Origin of the sequence: Christiangramia sp., from assembly GCF_029937855.1 — a bacterium.
In the GTDB taxonomy this organism is placed as follows: Bacteria; Bacteroidota; Bacteroidia; order Flavobacteriales; family Flavobacteriaceae; genus Christiangramia.
Genome location: NZ_JAPYPC010000006.1, coordinates 131,178 through 148,134, shown reverse-complemented (window position 1 = coordinate 148,134; position 16,957 = coordinate 131,178). Strand labels below are relative to the sequence as shown.

The window sequence follows — 16,957 nt, the reverse complement described above, 5'->3', positions numbered from 1 at the left end:
AAAAACATGTAATTACCCTGTAATTTACATAATGTGTAAAAAGTCGGGATGACAGGACTAAGCTCTGTTCCCATCATCCTTTGTTTATCAAGCCATCAATGTGTTTCAATATAATCAGGTAACCGAATAGGTAACCCCACTACGTTTTCAACTGTAGATGCAAATATAAAGCAATTTTTTTATAAAAATTTCGACAAAATATTCCTACACTTAGATAAATTCATGTTGCACCTGTTGTTTTACATAATTTCTGAAAATCTATTTAAATACAGATATCAATATATACACTTTCGTAATTAAAGCAGATCTTACATTATTTTTAAACCTTTATCATTAACGGGAACTGGACTCGAACCAGTGACCTTCGGGTTATGAGCTTGACATCTACAAATATCAAAATAGTATCCGGTAAAGTTTAAAAGCGGGATTCCCTTGATGGATTTCCCACTTTATAATAATTTGGTTTTTACCATAAATTCAAAAATAATAATCAAATTAATACCCAAAATCAGCTTCATTAAGCGGTAAAAATATTGCAAAATCAGTACTTTATATTTTACAAGCGCGATAATCGCTTCCCTCCTTATCCAAAAGAATTCCAGAATGTAAGTAAATATATCTTTATCACCTGAGTTCGACCTAAAGACTTAGCAAAATAATGCGAGTTGACCATTTAGGGTGGCTGTTCTTCAAACTTTATTCTTGGTTTCTTATCTTTGAAGGAGTAGGCAATCAAGCTGGCCACCAGATTATTGTAAAATTTCCAAACCTTCTGTGTCTGGAATGTTCGGCGTGGCAACTATTCTTTAGCTGATCGTTTATTGTCTCTATTAATGAACGTTTTCCCGAGACTATTGCTTCATGACTGAAAGCTTCCCCCCATACCCAATTTTCTCCCGTTCAGGATTTCCCTGCATAAGATCTCTGATGATAAGGGTCATTTTTTACTACAAATTCCCAATTTTCATCTTTTTGCTGCCGGGACCGCTGTTTAACTTATCATTGTGATTCTCCCCTTCCATGCAATTCTTTTTGTCTATTTTAATGCTTTTTCATATTCTTTCTCATTATAAATCTAAGGCTCAATTCTTCGGAGCACCCCACTTAAATCAATATGTTCGTTTTTCATTCAAGAAATTCCTGAAAAAAATCAGAATTTATTTCAGATCCTATAATACCCATGAAAACACTTCCTATAGCCAGGTACAACTTTCCTTTCATTAAAGCTACGGCCAAACCAGCCCATTTATCTTTCACATCTTCCAGAATACTCCTTTCACTTAAACCCTGAAAATCTTTACCGTAAATTCCGAATATTGGTAAACCTTTTCGATTATGAACCGCAAGCGTAATAGCGAGAGGTACAATACCTGGCCTTTCCTACATATAAGGATATCCGACCATTTTCAGCCTAGAACTTTTCAGCACATTTGAGTGCTTCTATCATGCCACCTATACAGCTATCTGCTATAATACATTTTACCGGCTCAACTCCAGAATATTTTAACTTCTTGAACTAAACAACTCTGCACGAAAGTACAGAGGTTTAGTTTACACGGCGCTGAAAGTTCCTAGGCCTATTCCAATATGAAATTAGAATTATCTCCTGTATCTCGACGATGATGTTCTAAATATTCATTGACCATCTTTTCTGTTATATTACCAATACTCCATTCACCATATCCCTTGCCCAAAAATGCCTCCCCCAATAGCGCTGTTGTAGTTTAGGAAATTCTTGTTGAAGCTTTCTCGAACTACATTCTTTAAGCATCTTTATAAGATAACTGATATTCTGTTTCGGAGAATGCTCTATATGCATATGAACATGATCCTTACTGACAACACCTTTCTGAATTTCTACTTCCTCCGCTCCGCATATTTGCATCAAAAGTTCTCTACACCGCAGTTGAACATCTCCTTTTAAAACCGAGTATCTATATTTGGTAACCCAAACTATATGGCAGGATAAATGGCTTACCGTATGAGACCCCTTTTCTATATTTTCGCTGCATCTCACGAAAATATGGATTTTTAGATTACTAAATTTCTCATACAGTTTTCACTATAGCCATAGTTTTTTCTTAAGTAATTCCCTCACATCTCCACCTACCATCAATTATAAGTCCGATTCCTCTGCTTGGATATTATCTTTTTTAAAAGCTATTTCAATTATTATTTTTCAACTGCAATTATTTCTACCAAACACCTATTAATGCAAAAATTGCACATTTGTTACATTTTTATACAAAATTTATATTTAAATACAGCAATTTAAACTTATTTTACATAATTTAGCTTCTGCAGAATCCTTACAATAAAATTATTTTTATGAAGTTCACGTGGTTAAAATTTAAACTTTTCTATGTAATTCTTTTAATGCCAGTAACTGGAGTTACCCAAGAGTCTTCTAAGCCAAATATTATTCTAGTTATGGCTGATGATTTGGGCTACGGAGATTTAGAATCTTATGGACACCCTTTAAACCGAACGCAAAATTTAAGCAAGATGGCTGATGAGGGAATGAGATTTACTTCATTTTATTCGTCGGCATCCACATGTACTCCAGCCAGGGCATCTTTATTAACCGGGAGATATCCATTGAGAGTTGGACTTCCAAGAGTACTCTATCCTGAAGCAGATAAAGGATTACCAGCAGATGAGATCACCATAGCCGAATTACTTAAAAAAGTTGGTTATACGACAAAATGCGTTGGCAAATGGCACTTGGGACAAAATCGTCAAGAATTTTTACCCACATCCCAGGGATTTGATGAATATTACGGGTTGATAAACAGCAACGACATGATGGCTCCATGGGTACAGACAGAAGTACCGCTGCAGTTATATAGAGACGAAACCCCACTTAATAAAAAATGGGAACAAAGCCAGCTAACTGCAGATTATACGGAAGAAGCCGTTAAGTTTATTAATAATAGTGCCGGGGAAAATTCACCCTTTTTTCTATACCTTCCTTATAATATGCCCCATGTTCCAATCGAAGCTTCAGAAAAATTCAAAGGATCTTCACAATCTGGTAGATATGGCGACGTCATACAGGAAATCGACTGGAGTATGGGTCAGATTCTTGATGCTATTAAAAAAAATGGTGTCGAAGAAAATACGATCGTCTTATTTCTCAGTGATAATGGTCCCTGGAATTATATGTCCAGCAGAATGTTCGCGGATGATATTGTAAAGCCATGGGATGCCGGTACGACAGGCTTATTAAGAGGTGGCAAGATAAACAGTTATGAAGGAGGATTCAGAGTACCTTTGATCATGAAATGGCCTGCCAAAATCAGACCAGGAAGTATATCCTCTGAAACTATTACGATAATGGATCTGCTCCCTACCCTGGCTAGTGTTGCCGGAGCTAAAACACCGAATGATAGAATAATAGATGGAGTAGACTTCTCTGCTTTGCTCGAAGAAAATGAAAATTACAATAGCCAGGGAGAATTCTATTATTTTGAAAAGGAGTATCTGGAAGCCATTCGTTCTGGGCCATGGAAATTACGAATTGCCCCCTTTCAGGGGCCGGATAAACCCATGAATAAATATCTTGAACCTGAATTGTATAATCTAAATTTAGATCCTTCAGAACGAATTAATCTGGCCAAACAAAATCCAGAAAAAGTTTCAGAATTAATGAATAAAATGCGCAATTTCGAAATTGAAGGCGCTTTATATTGGTTTAATTAAAACCAGAAAATTAAGATTTTCTTTATCTGAGGGAGGTAAGGGTTCTGGTTTTTTTAATACTGAATTTACTAATCCCTGGGAACCCTACCTCCTGATAAAACCAAAGCCTGTATAATGAGAAATAACAGATCCTTTCTTCTAATGATTTTCTTCTCTCTCCTTGCTATGGAAGCCAGGACGCAAACTTCCAATCCTAATATCATCATTATTCTGGCAGACGATTTAGGATGGGGGGATGTAGGATATCACGGCAGCACTATTAAAACTCCAAATATTGACAAATTATCCCGGGAAGGAATTGAATTGGACCGGTATTATGTGGCTCCTATATGCTCTCCATCACGCGCAGGATTATTGACCGGACGTTACCCAGACAGGTTTGGATTGCGAAAAGTAGTGGTAAGACCTTGGTTTGATTTCGGATTGGATACTACTCAAAAAATATTACCGCAAATGCTTGCAGAAGCAGGTTATAAAAACAGGGCAATAATTGGAAAATGGCACCTGGGTCATTCCAGACCGGAATATCATCCCTTAAAAAGAGGCTTCACTCATTTTTACGGACATTTCAATGGGGCGATTGACTATTTTACCCATAAAAGAGAGGGAGAACAAGATTGGCACTTGGGATATGAAGTTTCCAACGATAAGGGCTATACCACAGATCTTATTACTGAAGAAGCTGTAAAAAATATACAGCGCTATTCTCAAGAAGAAAATCCATTCTTTTTATATGTGGCTTATAATGCTCCTCATACACCTTTGCAGGCGCAGAAAAAATACTTACAAATGTACGGAGCGAAAGACAATGATCTGAATGTTCCTAACAAACAGGAAAAGGCCAGACAGATATTCTCGGCTATGGTTACCAATATGGATGATGGTATTGGAACGATACTAAATACTCTTGAAAAGTTGGGAATCTCTGAAAATACCCTAATCTTATTCCATAGTGATAATGGCGGTTTGACCAATATTAATCAAAAAGGAGGAGCGGCTTCCAATGGAAAGCTTAGGGGTGAAAAATTGGAAGAATGGGAAGGAGGCGTTAGAGTGCCTGCAATCATTAAATGGCCAAATGTCTTTAAAAACCAGAGAAAGATAAACCAATTAATAGGTTATGTAGATATTGTTCCAACTCTCAGAAGTATCGTAGGTTTATCGCCAATGAAAGAAAATGAAACCGACGGAATTAACCTTCATCCTCTTTTCAGAGGAGAAAAGATGGAAAGTAATCGAAATTTATATTTAGGAAGGGGGGGCATAATAAATCAAAACTGGAAGCTAATTAAAACCGGGGAACACACTCCTAATACACTTCCCAGAATGGAGTTAAAAGAAAATGTTTTATTCAATATTTCTGAAGATCCTTATGAACAAAATAATGTTAAGCAGAAAAACCCACAATTGTATAATCAACTCTATAATATCGTCACAGAATTTGATAGCATTCAACCCAGTGCCGTACCCCCTATAGATAAAATGCCCGAAAATTTTCAACCTCCAAAAAACTGGAGTCTAAACATTCCGAAACAAAAAAAATAAGAATTTGCAACCTAACAATTCTGAATTTCAATAATGGTACTTGAAAATAAATTTGATCTGGGATTTTTTCCGACCCCATTGCACAAACTGAAGAATTTATCAGAACAATATAAAGGCTATGATATTTATATCAAAAGAGATGATCAAACAGGATTAGCCAGCGGGGGAAACAAGACTAGAAAACTTGAATATTTAATTCAGGAAGCCATAAATAATAATTGTGATACAGTCATTACCGGAGGCGCCCAACAGTCAAATCATTGCAGACAAACCGCTGCAGCCTGTGTCGTTGCAGGTTTGGAATGTGACTTGGTTTTAGGTGGAAATGAACCGAAAATATTTAACGGAAATATACTCCTGTCACATTTATTGGGCGCGAAAATCCATTTTTCCGCAGAAAACAGAAGAGGGGAAGATATGAATCTTCTTAAGCACGAATTGAAATCCAAAGGAAAAAAACCCTATATGATTCCTTACGGTGGTTCAAATGGCACAGGAGCAATGGGATTTGTAAATGCCGTAAAAGAACTTCAAAATCAATTAATAAAACAGGATATAATCGTAGAATATATATTTTTTGCCTCTAGCTCTGGCGGGACATTGGCAGGACTCACTTTGGGAAAAGAGTTATATGGTTTATCTGCCGAACTTATCCCAATCAATATAGACAAAATTGAAATTCACGGTTCTGGTCTTGAAGAAAAAATCCTGAAAATCATCCAGGACGGAAAGAAGTTATTGAACTTAAATAGGAATTATAGTTCTGACGATATTAAATTAATCAGGAACTATGATAAATCAGGTTATGGCGTAATAAGGCAAAATGAAAAAAATGCCATAAATGAGTTGGCCATTAATGAAGGAATACTTTTAGACCCTGTTTATTCCGGCAGGGCTTTTTATGGGATGATGGATTTTCTGAAAAATGAGAAAATACCACTAAATTCCACCGTTCTTTTCTGGCATACGGGAGGTTTATCTGCAATTTTTGAATATGCCACTTCACTAAAGTAATTTGACAAAAGAAAAATTTTCAATTGTAATCTACTATTCTTTTTCCAATACTTGCAGATTATAAGCCTGGATCATTGGAGGGTTTTGTGGGGTCAAAGTGAAATGGATCCTGATATTAGCTTTTTCCCCTTCCATTAAGAAATTTCCCCTTAATTGATTTTGGGGTATTACTTCTGAAATATTGGTAATTTCACCTGCTCTTTCAAATGCCGCTTCAGCTTCTCCCTTTAATTCTTCCTTAAAGTTATCCATAAAGAAATTTTCGGCAAAAATGCCAGATGCCTGTGCGCTTTCCCAGTTGGGAAGAATTTCTACCAGTTCCTCTTTTCTCTGTTTTAATATTTCTGAAGGTGGTAATTGCCTAAGTTGTAGATCTGATAAGGCAAATAAAGTATCCAGAGCCTGTGCATTGGCCATTCCGGTATTTGCATAGGTCCTATTGGCAAAAGAAACTATTCCTATACCATATTCAGGAAGTATGCGCCATTGACTTCCGAACCCCGGCAAACCTCCACTATGTGCGATAGTAACTTTATTTTCGCAATCCTTTATCCATCCAAGACCATATCCATAAGCACTCACTGTGGGGCACGGCTCCCCACTGGTTTTTTTTGCATTGAGATGAGCAGAAGGTAAATTCCAGGGATGGTGCATTTCCCGTAAAGAACTTCTTTTCAAGGGACCGGCTTCAACATCATTACGTGGAGGCCAAGCGGAAAGGTGAAATGCCATATACTTGCTAAAATCTTCCACGGTACTTATCATTCCGCCCATAGCCCCGTAAGCTCCATCATGTAAATAAGGCTGGTCCACCCATTTATTTTCCTCCCAAAGATAACCATGTGCTAATTGGTCCTCAGGCACTTCTGTATATTCCCAGTAGGTGTTTTTCATACCTAAAGACTCCAGGATATTTTCTTTTATATAATTCTGATAGGTTTGCCCTGAAACTTCTTTAATAATTAATCCCAATGTTGCATAACCTAAATTGCTATATTCATAACCTGTTCCAGGAATACTGGAAAAATAAAGGCCTTCATTGTAAATATCAAGCAATTCATCATCAGAACTGTCAAGTTGGCGATCACCCCAGGCGTTATCTTCAGGAAATCCAGATGCATGATTGAGTAAATGTCTGATGGTAATATCGGGTGCATCTTTAGTTAAATAATCAATGTCCTTCATTTCAGGTACATATAAGTATATAGGGTCGTCCAGCCTCAATTTACCCTCATCCTTTAATTTCAAAATTGCCATTGCCGTTATACTTTTGGTCATAGATGCAATACGAAAAGCAGAATTGGAAGTGGCAGGAATTTCAGATTCTATATTTGCAATGCCGGCATTGAAGGTATGAACTAATTCTCCGTCCAAAACAACACCATAAACCATTGCGGGAAAATGGTTTTCTTCTGCATACTTTTGAAACATTTCATCAATAATGGGGAAGGCGGCTTCAATTTTTTTTAGTCTGTTCTCATCAGGAAAAACTGGGGGCTGATAATCCTGGGAATATGCCGTTAAACAAAAACCGGATAAAAGGAGGGTAATTATTGGTTTTGCAAGTATTTTGAGCATCATAACTTTAAATTTAGGTCTTTTTAGAGATTAATTTTAAATTATATAGCCAATATATGTAAGATTAAATCAGTAAAAAGCCTACTCTACTCCATCTGTGTAAATAAGATCTTATCTATTTGCTTTAGGCTTCCATTTTTTTAAAGGCCTGCTCAATATCCGCAATAAGATAATCGGCATCTTCGAGCCCGCAGTAAAATCGGATCATACGATGTTCCCTATTATGTGCATCAAATTCTTCCGGATCAAGGGAAGCACATTTTGGCAACACCAAACTCTCATGCCCACCCCAGCTTACCGCCAGGAGAAAATGTTTTAAGGACTCACAAAATTGAACGATCTGGGATCTTGAACTGACTTTTAAAACTACCGTAAAAAGTCCGCCGGCTCCTTTCATTTGCTTTTGAGCAAGTTCGTATTGTGAAAAATCCCGATCATACGGAAAAATAACCTCCTCTACCTTTTCCTGGTTCTTTAAGAATTTAACAACTTCCAGAGCGGTTTTGCTTATTCGCTCCAGGCGTACCGGCAGCGTTCTCAAGCCTCTTAACAACAACCAGGCATTAAATGGACTAATTCCATTTCCCATGTTAAGAAGCTCACTATCAAAAATGTTTTTCATCATTTTTTGCTTTCCACAAAGGACACCCCCTATTACATCACTATGCCCTCCTATATATTTGGTGGCAGATTGCAGTACTAGGTCAATTCCCAACTTAATTGGTTTCTGATATAATGGTGTGCAGTAGCTATTATCACATATTGTAATAATATTTTTTTCCTTTGCTAAACCGGCTACTGCTGATAGATCCTGAAGTGAGAAATCCCATGAATTCGGTGATTCCAAATATATGACCTTTGTATTTGGTTTTATCGCCTCCTCTAATTCAATTAGAGTTCTTCCTTCAATATAAGTAGTGGTTACATTAAATCTTGGAAGTACATTGTCAAACATTTTCTGAGCCCATGTATAAGGCTTATTGACAGAAACAATGTGATCTCCACTACTCACATTGGCTAAAACAGCTGCAAATATCGCTGAGGCTCCACTATTAAAAACAAGACAATCTTCAGCTTCATCAAGCGCTGCCAGTTTTTTCCTGAGAATATCGGTGGTAGGATTTAAGCCACGGCTATATAGAAATGTAGAATATTCATCTTCAAAGGCTTTCCGCAGATCATCAACACTATCAAAAGCAAAATTACTTGTTTGGATTATCGGCGGCGCAATTGCTCTAAAGTAATCTTCTCGGCGCTCCCCCAGTTCATTAAAAATATAAGAATTCTCCATTGATCTTCGATTTGATTATAACCTCTACCCCCTTTTCCCTCCTACCTTAACTATTGGGTTTTCTCACCCTTTTTAGAACAAAATATAATAGAAAAAACACTATAAATACGATGGTACTAACTATTGCTGCTTTAGGCGTCGTAAAAGCTATACTCGCCCCTGCCAGCACATAACTAGCGATAAAAAATAAGGGTACCCAGGGATACCAACGGATTTTATAGATATCCTTTTTACTTAAATGGGCAGTTTTTTTTCTTAGAATGAAAATGGTTGCAGCAGAAGTAGCCATTCCAATACTATCCAGAAAAATTATATAATTTAATATAGTGTCAAAGGTCCTGGCGAAAAACAAGGTTACCATACACAATGCCGTAAATGTGGTTAATGAAATAACCATCACGTTGGTTTTTTGATTTGTCCTTTTAAATACTGAAGGGAGAATATTTTCATCACTCATGGCATACATAACCCGCGGATTACTCATTAGCATAACGTTGACATAAGCTAAAACGGAAAGAAATAAAAGAATTGAAAAAATAAAAAATCCCTTTTCTCCAAATATAGCCCCCGCTAAAATTGCGGCAACAGATTCTGCTTCCTTGAGTCCTTCAAACCCAATAACTTTATAGTAGGTATAATTAATTCCCATGTATAAAATCAGGATAAATGCAATACCTATAAAAATACCCCTTGGAAGAGTTTTGGGAGCCTTCTTCACTTCTCCACCAAAATTTATAACCTGCTGATATCCGCCATAAGTAAAACTTACGGCAACCAGACAAATACCCAGAGCTTTTAGTAGAGAGGTAAGGCCGCCATCACCCGTGGAAATAGCAATATTTTGACCAGTTTCAGCAAAATCCCCAGTAAATAATGCTCCTATAAGCAATACCACCATCCCTATCTTAACAAATGTAAGCGCGTTCAAGGTTTTTGCACTGGCTTTTAATCCCAGCAAATTGACACCATAAAAGAAAATAATCGTAGATGTGGCTGTTAAAAGATTGAGCAGATTGGGGCTATCATAATCTGGGAACACCGCATAGGTAAGATACTCTGAACCAATTAGCGCCACTCCTGCCAGGGAGGAAGCATTTCCAACCAAAATAATGCAATTAATGGCAAAGGCAATTGAGGGATGGTAACAATGGGAAAATATCTTATAATAACCACCGGTCACTGGATACCTTGAACCGATTTCAGCATAGGTTAATGCACCACATAAAGCGGCAAGTCCGCCTATCGCCCACACCCAAAAAAACATATCTATGGAAGTGGATTCACGGGCAACATTCACCGGTGTACGAAAGATACCCATACCTATCACCAGGCTTACCACGATCATACTGACTTCAAGAAGGTTAAGTTTTGGAGATTTCATTTAAAATGTAAATTATGCCTGATTAATTCCGCGTTTGTCCAGAGCTCCTTATTTTTTCTAAGGAATCTTTCATCTCCTTAATAATTTGAGGTTGCTCCTCGTATAAATTATAGGATTGAGAGATATCTTCCTTCAGATTGTAGAGCTGTGCGGGGGGAGCATTACCCCTAATTTCACCTTCTGTAATATCACTATTTTGCTGACCGGCAAAAAGCAGTGCCTCGGGACCGCCAAAAGCACTTTGGTCTTCTTTTCTCGGACCAAAACCCCCACCGCCTTTTCCGCTTATATAAACCCAATCCCCTTTTCTAAAAGCAACATTATCAGTTTCAGAAGAATGTACAAGTAAATGATCTCTTATTGGATCTTTAGGTTCACCTGTAAGTGCAGGTAACATATTATAGCTGTCAGCAGCCTGACCGGGGGCAAGTTTCTCTCCTATTATAGCAGCCAAGGTTGACAGAATATCCGTATTTCCCAACAATTGGGATGATTTTGTTTCAGCAGGGATCTGTCCTGGCCATCTTGCTATAAATGGTACCCGATGACCACCTTCCCAGGAATCAAATTTGAAACCTAATAAATTACTATTCATCTTATGTCCTTTTCCATATGCGTCCTGACCACCATGATTTAGCATTCCGCCGTTATCACTAGTAAAAATCAACAAAGTATTCTCTGCGATCCCTTCCCTTTCCAGGACCGCCATAATTTCTCCTACCATCCAGTCCAGTTCATGCATATAATCGCCATAACGACCAGCTTTACTGATACCGATAAAACGAGGTGCGGGAGTAAATGGGTGATGAATATTAGTAGGTGCAAAGTATAAGAAGAATTTTCTGCTCTTATTTCCAGTTATAAAATCCACTGCTTTATTCTTTAAAGTAGTTCCAGTCATTCGATCATCATACCTTTGGTGGGCTTCGCGGGCACCACCTATATCATTATATTTCCATTTTTCAGGGAACCATCTGGTTTCTGCATGTTTCTCATATACAAAAGGATCCTCAGGATCAAAGTCCACAACCTCATGATTCTCGACGTATACAAAGGGAGGATGACTATTCAGCACAGGAACCCCGAAATAATAATCAAACCCAAGTTCAAGAGGTCCGGGTTTCAGCGGTTCATTCCAGTTTACCGGGGATTTTTTTCCAAAGCCTAAATGCCACTTCCCTATGACCGCCGTTTTATACCCGGCATCTTTCATAATACTTGCTATCGTAGTTTGAGCAGTATCAATCACTAAAGAATCCTTCAGAAATAATGGTCTGGTTAACTGATTTCGAAAAGGATATTCACCGGTAAGCAACGCGTACCGTGAAGGTGAGCATACGGCTGAGGCCGAATGAAAATCGGTAAATTTTCTTCCTTCTGTTGCCAAACGATCAATGTTAGGGGTATTTATAAGGGTTGCCCCATAAACACCAACATCCCCGTATCCCACATCATCTGCATTTATAATAATAACATTTGGTGATTTTTCAACATTATTTTGTTGTGGGGTCATTGATAAGCAGGTTAACCCTGCGATAAGCAGCCAAAGACAATTTAATGGCTGAAAATTACTAATTTCTGGCATATCATTCATTTTTTTGGCGTTATTCAATATCGTTTTTTTTGAAATTTACAAATCAGGTAATCAGGTTTGTGATTAGGGAGTGTCGTATACTTTTAAATTAAATAGTAACACCTGAAATTGTGCCTACGGCCCAATTCATAAAATCATAGTTGCATTGAAACCCTACAGTAAGAAACACGAGGTTACCAAACTTATGGACTTCAAAATAGTTATTAATATCTTATTTAATTTCTATCAAAAGATGGCTTACTAATTGTAATGAGTCGCACTTACAAGTTAATTTTCCATATTAAGTAAATCAGAAAAATAATATGTTTTTTTGTTTCCAAAATTAATAACCCTCATTCTGTTCCAGATTGGAATTTTTGTCTATTTCTGATTGAGGTATTGGAAATACTACTTGATAAGGCGCAGCCGGTTTACCTCTGTCCAAGGCGTATTCAATAAATTTTCCATGCCTAATTAGATCCTGACGTCTTAGAGCTTCTGTATGAAATTCCCTTCCTCTTTCATCCAAAATAAAATTTCGAAGCCTTTCTTTACTGGAAAAATCGTTTAAGGTTAAATTTTCCAGACCAGCTACTTGACGAACCTGGTTCATAAGATTAATACTTTCTTCATTAGGCCCTTCGATTTCATTTAAGGCTTCTGCACGACTTAATAAAATATCTGCATATCTCAAGTAGGGGAAATCATTCCCGGAAAATTGTGCTATTCCATTAGGATCTTCCTTATACTTAAAACTTCGAACATCATCTTCTCCTAAAGTAATTAAATCTCCCGCTTGATCTACATATTCAAATAAAAATGCATTCAATCTCTCATCCTCAGCAGAAAATAATTCTAAAAATTCCGAGCGGATTTTTAAATGGGCTGAAAAAATTCTTTTTGGAGGAAATTGAAATTGATATCCAGGAGGGGCTGCGAAGGAAATATAATTATTTCCCCCTTCCTGTACATTTTCTGGGAACGGTGCTACAAATATAAATTCACTATGCCCCTCGTTTTCTAATGCAAACAGCTCAGACCTCTCTCCCTGAAACAAAAAATGTACCCCGCTATCTATTACATCCATGGCTGCCTCAGCAGCTAGAGGCCATTGCTTTGTGTTTAAATAGAATTTAGTTAAATATCCTAACGCCGCACCACTGGTTGCTCGTCCATATTCACTTTGTGCAGGAGGAAGGCTATCTCCTAATTCAGAAAATTCCTGTTCAAAAAAAGATCTCATTTCCTGTTCGGTAGCTCTAGCAGGCCTATCTTTTACCGAAGTGTTACTGGTAAGAACAAGAGGCACTGGGCCAAAAAAATTATAAAGTTGATAGTAATTAAAAGCTCGGAGAAACCGAGCTTCAGCAACTATTTGTTCTTTCCTATCTTCGTTCATATCAATTTTAGGAACTTCATCAATCACAATATTTGCTCTATATATTGCAATATAAAATCTGTTCCAGAAATCCTGTAAATAAGGATGGTTAGCAGACCATACAAAATCTTCCATAGGTTGAGTATGGGCGTTTATGGCTCCTCTTCTTGCAATCATTATATCGGTAGTCATTTCATCTAAAGTAAGATAATCCTTTACAAGGTTAAAAAAATCATCTCCTTGGGAAATAGCATAGACCCCATTTAATAAAGCTTCAGCATCATCAGCAGAATTATAAAAATTTGAAGGCCCTAAGGATGAAAAAACTTCTTCTTCCAGCGCATCACCACAACTAATCAATACCCCAATTAACATAAATGAGGAAATATATCTTAATATTCTTTTTGTTTTCATAAATAAATTTTTAAAGTCCAATTTTAATTCCAAATGTATATATTCTTGCAAGAGGATATGAGTTGTAATCAATCCTTAAATTAGAAGTTCCTAAAGTGTTTACATCCGGATTAAATCCACTATAATCGGTAATAGTAAATAAATTTTGCCCGGTAGCAGAAATCGAAAGATTCTTAATGGCCCTAACCTTAAGGTTGGGAAAGGTATAGTTGAGACTTAGATTTTGAAGTCTTAAATAAGAGGCATCTTCTACTACCCTATCATTAATAGCTCTAGAAACATCTTGATTAATAAAAGATGGATTTCTATCTGTGGGATTATCAGGAGTCCATCGATCAAGCACGTAAGATTGTCTATTTCTCAGATCAGAAAACGGATTTTCAGAATCCACTCTGGTAAAATTTAGCAAATCATTTCCCATGCTGCCTTGTAAAAATACACTAAGATTAAATCCTTTATATTCAAAATTGTTTGAAAGACCAAAGGTGAAATCTGCGAATGGGTCTCCTAGTATAACACGATCTGTTGCATTTAAAACTCCATCACCATTATCATCAACAAATTTTAAATCGCCAGGGTTTGCGTTGGGTTGCGCTGAGGCATCCACTTCTTCCTGGGATTGAAAAACGCCTTCTGTTTTATACCCAAAATATGCATTAATTGGTTCCCCCTCCCTTAAGATGGTATAATCAAACAAAAACCTTGTATCCCCCTGAAGGATAAATGGTAAATCCCCAAGATTGGTCACTTCATTGTGAAGGAAGGCAAAATTTAAAGAGGTGGACCATTTAAAATCATCCACGAAATTTTTTGAATTAATGCTCATTTCGAATCCGCTGTTTTTTGTATCCCCCACATTTTGAAGTGAATTTAAAAAGCCACTAGTTGATGGTATAGGTAAATTTAACAGAAGGTCGGAAGTTTCTTTATAAAAATAATCCATGGATCCTGTAATTCTACTTTTGAAGAACCCGTAGTCTAAACCTATATTAAATTGCTTTGTGGTCTCCCATTTTAAATCGGGATTTCCTAATTGAATTGGTGCAATGCCCACAAACTGCTGATCATTAAAAACAGCCTCGCCTGCTGTGCCTAATAATACCAACGAGTTATAATTCCCTATGGCTTGATTTCCAGTAATACCATAACTTGATCTTAATTTTAGAATAGAAATATCATTCAACCCTTCCATAAAGGATTCTTTATCTATTTTCCATCCTAAAGCCAATGATGGGAAATAACCATATTTTTTATCCTCTCCAAATCTAGAAGAACCATCAGCTCTAAAGGAGCCGGTTATTAAATATTTATCTTTAAAGGTATAATTTAGTCTTCCCAGATATGAAAGCAACTGGTTTTCTACCTTGTATGAACCAACTGTATATCCAGATTGTGCACCCGCTTCAAGATTATTTGTTAAAAAAGCATCGGTAGGAAAATTTTGGCTTCCTGCATTGAATCCACGACCTTTAAATTCCTGAAAGGTATATCCTATAACGGCATTAATTTGATGATCAGCACCGATCTCATTATTATAATTGAATGTTAGTTCAATTAAATTACTAAAATCTTCATTTTCGAAAATATTTGCTGACCCATTGGTATTTTGACCTCTTCTTGTAATTCTAGTCAAATAATTATCGAATCTGGAAATACTTCGATCAGTTCCTAAATTAATTTTTGCACTAAATTCATCTAAAATAAAATATTCTCCATAAATACTTCCGAAAGTCTGGTTTGTTTCCTGAACTGGAAAAATAGTTTCAGCTTGTGCTACCGGATTATCCAAATCTACATTCTGGTTTAGAGAATAGTCGCCCTCCGCATTTCTAACCGACAGCAGAGGATCAAACTGGAGAGCTGCCGGAATAACACCTGCTGCACCATTAATTCCTCCTGAAGGAACCAAATCGGATTCCGTAAGACTAGTATTTAAATTCAATCCAAAATTAAAATTATCTGTGGAATGAACAATATTTACTCTTCCTGATGTTCTTTTAAAACCAGTGCTAATTACAACTCCCTCCTGATCTAAGCGATTAAGTGAAACATAATAATTCGTTTTTTCGGATCCACCGGAAATGGAAATCTGATGATTCTGGACTGGTGCCGTTCGGAAAATCTCTTCCTGCCAGTCTGTACCACTTCCCACCAAGGCTGCTTGATCGGGAGTGAATAAAGGATCCAAACCTTGATCTTCCTGTATTCCGTTTAAGAATGACACATACTCTTGAGCCGTCAAAAGATCCAATCGGTTAGCCACTTCCTGAACGCCATAATAACCATCATAATTTACTCTTAACTCACCGGCCACACCTTTTTTAGTCGTCACCAGAATAACACCATTAGCTCCGCGGGAACCGTAGATTGCTGTAGCCGAAGCATCCTTTAAAATTTCTATGGATTCAATATCCCCAGGATTAAGAGCATTTATAGATGCTCCAGGAAGGCCATCTATTACGTATAAAGGTTCATTCCCTGCGGTAATTGAGCCCGCGCCTCTAATTCTTATTGAAAAACCACCCCCCGGCCGGGAATCTGCTTGAGTTATACTTACACCAGCAGCCTTACCCTGCAAAAGTTGTGGAGTAGATGTTTGCACCCCTTCTTCAAAATCTTTTGAAGTCACAGAAGATACCGATCCCGTGAGATCGCTCTTCTTCACTGTACCATAACCTACAACTAAAACCTGATCAAGTCCCTCAACATTACTGACCATAGATACCTCTAGGAAATCTCGGTTTCCAACTAATTCTTCAAATGTTTCAAAACCAATAAAACTAAAAACCAAAGTATCTGTTGGAGATGCTACTAAAGAAAATGCTCCATCAAAGTTTGTAGTTGTTCCTCGATTGGTTCCTTTTATCAGGACGGTAACCCCCAAAATGGGAATACCATCGGCATCTTTAACAATCCCTGAAATATTTTGTTGGGATGACGTACCTGGTTTGCTCGAAGAATACATAGTGCCGGTAAACAATAAGATCATGATCGAGAGGAAAAAGTAGTGTAATAAACACTTATTTCCTTCTTCTGGAAAATACTTTTTTAATTTGTGTAACATACGTTCATATTTAAATT

General features: G+C 37.1%; 11 protein-coding genes and 1 pseudogene. 3 read left to right on the top strand and 9 right to left on the bottom strand.

Features of this window, described 5'->3' with window-relative positions; translation table 11 throughout:
• Nucleotides 1–732 precede the first annotated feature (732 nt).
• From Q1K34_RS05475 to tnpA, 3 genes and pseudogenes are all read right to left on the bottom strand, one after another.
• A complete protein-coding gene (locus Q1K34_RS05475; protein WP_300435572.1) occupies nucleotides 733–822 on the bottom strand; it encodes a hypothetical protein in 90 nt (29 codons plus the stop codon).
• Between the two features lie 303 nt (nucleotides 823–1,125).
• On the bottom strand, nucleotides 1,126–1,368 hold the full coding sequence (locus Q1K34_RS18015) for a hypothetical protein (protein ID WP_367183305.1): 243 nt from the start codon (nucleotides 1,366–1,368) through the stop codon (nucleotides 1,126–1,128).
• A 209-nt stretch (nucleotides 1,369–1,577) separates the two neighbouring features.
• Nucleotides 1,578–1,999, bottom strand: a pseudogene (tnpA, locus tag Q1K34_RS05470) (IS200/IS605 family transposase).
• Between the two features lie 329 nt (nucleotides 2,000–2,328).
• Here tnpA and Q1K34_RS05465 point away from each other — a divergent pair.
• From Q1K34_RS05465 to Q1K34_RS05455, 3 genes are all read left to right on the top strand, one after another.
• On the top strand, nucleotides 2,329–3,702 hold the full coding sequence (locus Q1K34_RS05465; protein WP_300435569.1) for a sulfatase: 1,374 nt from the start codon (nucleotides 2,329–2,331) through the stop codon (nucleotides 3,700–3,702).
• 114 nt (nucleotides 3,703–3,816) lie between these two features.
• Nucleotides 3,817–5,247: an arylsulfatase gene (locus tag Q1K34_RS05460; RefSeq protein WP_300435567.1), complete on the top strand. Its 1,431-nt coding sequence runs from the start codon at nucleotides 3,817–3,819 to the stop codon at nucleotides 5,245–5,247.
• Between the two features lie 33 nt (nucleotides 5,248–5,280).
• Complete coding sequence (locus tag Q1K34_RS05455; RefSeq protein ID WP_300435565.1) at nucleotides 5,281–6,261, top strand: D-cysteine desulfhydrase family protein; 981 nt, start codon at nucleotides 5,281–5,283, stop codon at nucleotides 6,259–6,261.
• Nucleotides 6,262–6,294: 33 nt separating this feature from the next.
• On the opposite strand, the gene Q1K34_RS05450 is transcribed toward Q1K34_RS05455, so the two are convergent.
• From Q1K34_RS05450 to Q1K34_RS05425, 6 genes are all read right to left on the bottom strand, one after another.
• Nucleotides 6,295–7,842 carry a serine hydrolase domain-containing protein gene (locus tag Q1K34_RS05450; RefSeq protein WP_300435563.1) on the bottom strand — a complete coding sequence of 516 codons (1,548 nt, stop codon included), beginning with the start codon at nucleotides 7,840–7,842 and terminating at the stop codon, nucleotides 6,295–6,297.
• A 121-nt stretch (nucleotides 7,843–7,963) separates the two neighbouring features.
• Entirely contained in the window at nucleotides 7,964–9,130 is a 1,167-nt protein-coding gene (locus Q1K34_RS05445) for a PLP-dependent aspartate aminotransferase family protein (protein ID WP_300435560.1), read from the bottom strand.
• Between the two features lie 46 nt (nucleotides 9,131–9,176).
• Nucleotides 9,177–10,511 carry an APC family permease gene (locus Q1K34_RS05440; RefSeq protein ID WP_300435557.1) on the bottom strand — a complete coding sequence of 445 codons (1,335 nt, stop codon included), beginning with the start codon at nucleotides 10,509–10,511 and terminating at the stop codon, nucleotides 9,177–9,179.
• 22 nt (nucleotides 10,512–10,533) lie between these two features.
• The gene (locus tag Q1K34_RS05435; protein ID WP_300435554.1) at nucleotides 10,534–12,024 is read right to left on the bottom strand and encodes an arylsulfatase; all 1,491 of its coding nucleotides are present in this window, start codon (nucleotides 12,022–12,024) and stop codon (nucleotides 10,534–10,536) included.
• A 403-nt stretch (nucleotides 12,025–12,427) separates the two neighbouring features.
• On the bottom strand, nucleotides 12,428–13,876 hold the full coding sequence (locus tag Q1K34_RS05430) for a RagB/SusD family nutrient uptake outer membrane protein (RefSeq protein ID WP_300435551.1): 1,449 nt from the start codon (nucleotides 13,874–13,876) through the stop codon (nucleotides 12,428–12,430).
• A 10-nt stretch (nucleotides 13,877–13,886) separates the two neighbouring features.
• Nucleotides 13,887–16,940, bottom strand: a complete 3,054-nt coding sequence (locus Q1K34_RS05425; protein WP_300435548.1) for a TonB-dependent receptor — start codon at nucleotides 16,938–16,940, stop codon at nucleotides 13,887–13,889.
• Nucleotides 16,941–16,957: the final 17 nt, after the last annotated feature.

Coding starts and splice junctions, on each gene's coding strand:
- Q1K34_RS05465 (WP_300435569.1), top strand. CDS start 2,329: ATGAAGTTCACGTGGTTAAAATTTAAACTTTTCTATGTAATTCTTTTA.
- Q1K34_RS05460 (WP_300435567.1), top strand. CDS start 3,817: ATGAGAAATAACAGATCCTTTCTTCTAATGATTTTCTTCTCTCTCCTT.
- Q1K34_RS05455 (WP_300435565.1), top strand. CDS start 5,281: ATGGTACTTGAAAATAAATTTGATCTGGGATTTTTTCCGACCCCATTG.
- Q1K34_RS05450 (WP_300435563.1), bottom strand. CDS start 7,842: ATGATGCTCAAAATACTTGCAAAACCAATAATTACCCTCCTTTTATCC.
- Q1K34_RS05445 (WP_300435560.1), bottom strand. CDS start 9,130: ATGGAGAATTCTTATATTTTTAATGAACTGGGGGAGCGCCGAGAAGAT.
- Q1K34_RS05440 (WP_300435557.1), bottom strand. CDS start 10,511: ATGAAATCTCCAAAACTTAACCTTCTTGAAGTCAGTATGATCGTGGTA.
- Q1K34_RS05435 (WP_300435554.1), bottom strand. CDS start 12,024: ATGACCCCACAACAAAATAATGTTGAAAAATCACCAAATGTTATTATT.
- Q1K34_RS05430 (WP_300435551.1), bottom strand. CDS start 13,876: ATGAAAACAAAAAGAATATTAAGATATATTTCCTCATTTATGTTAATT.
- Q1K34_RS05425 (WP_300435548.1), bottom strand. CDS start 16,940: ATGTTACACAAATTAAAAAAGTATTTTCCAGAAGAAGGAAATAAGTGT.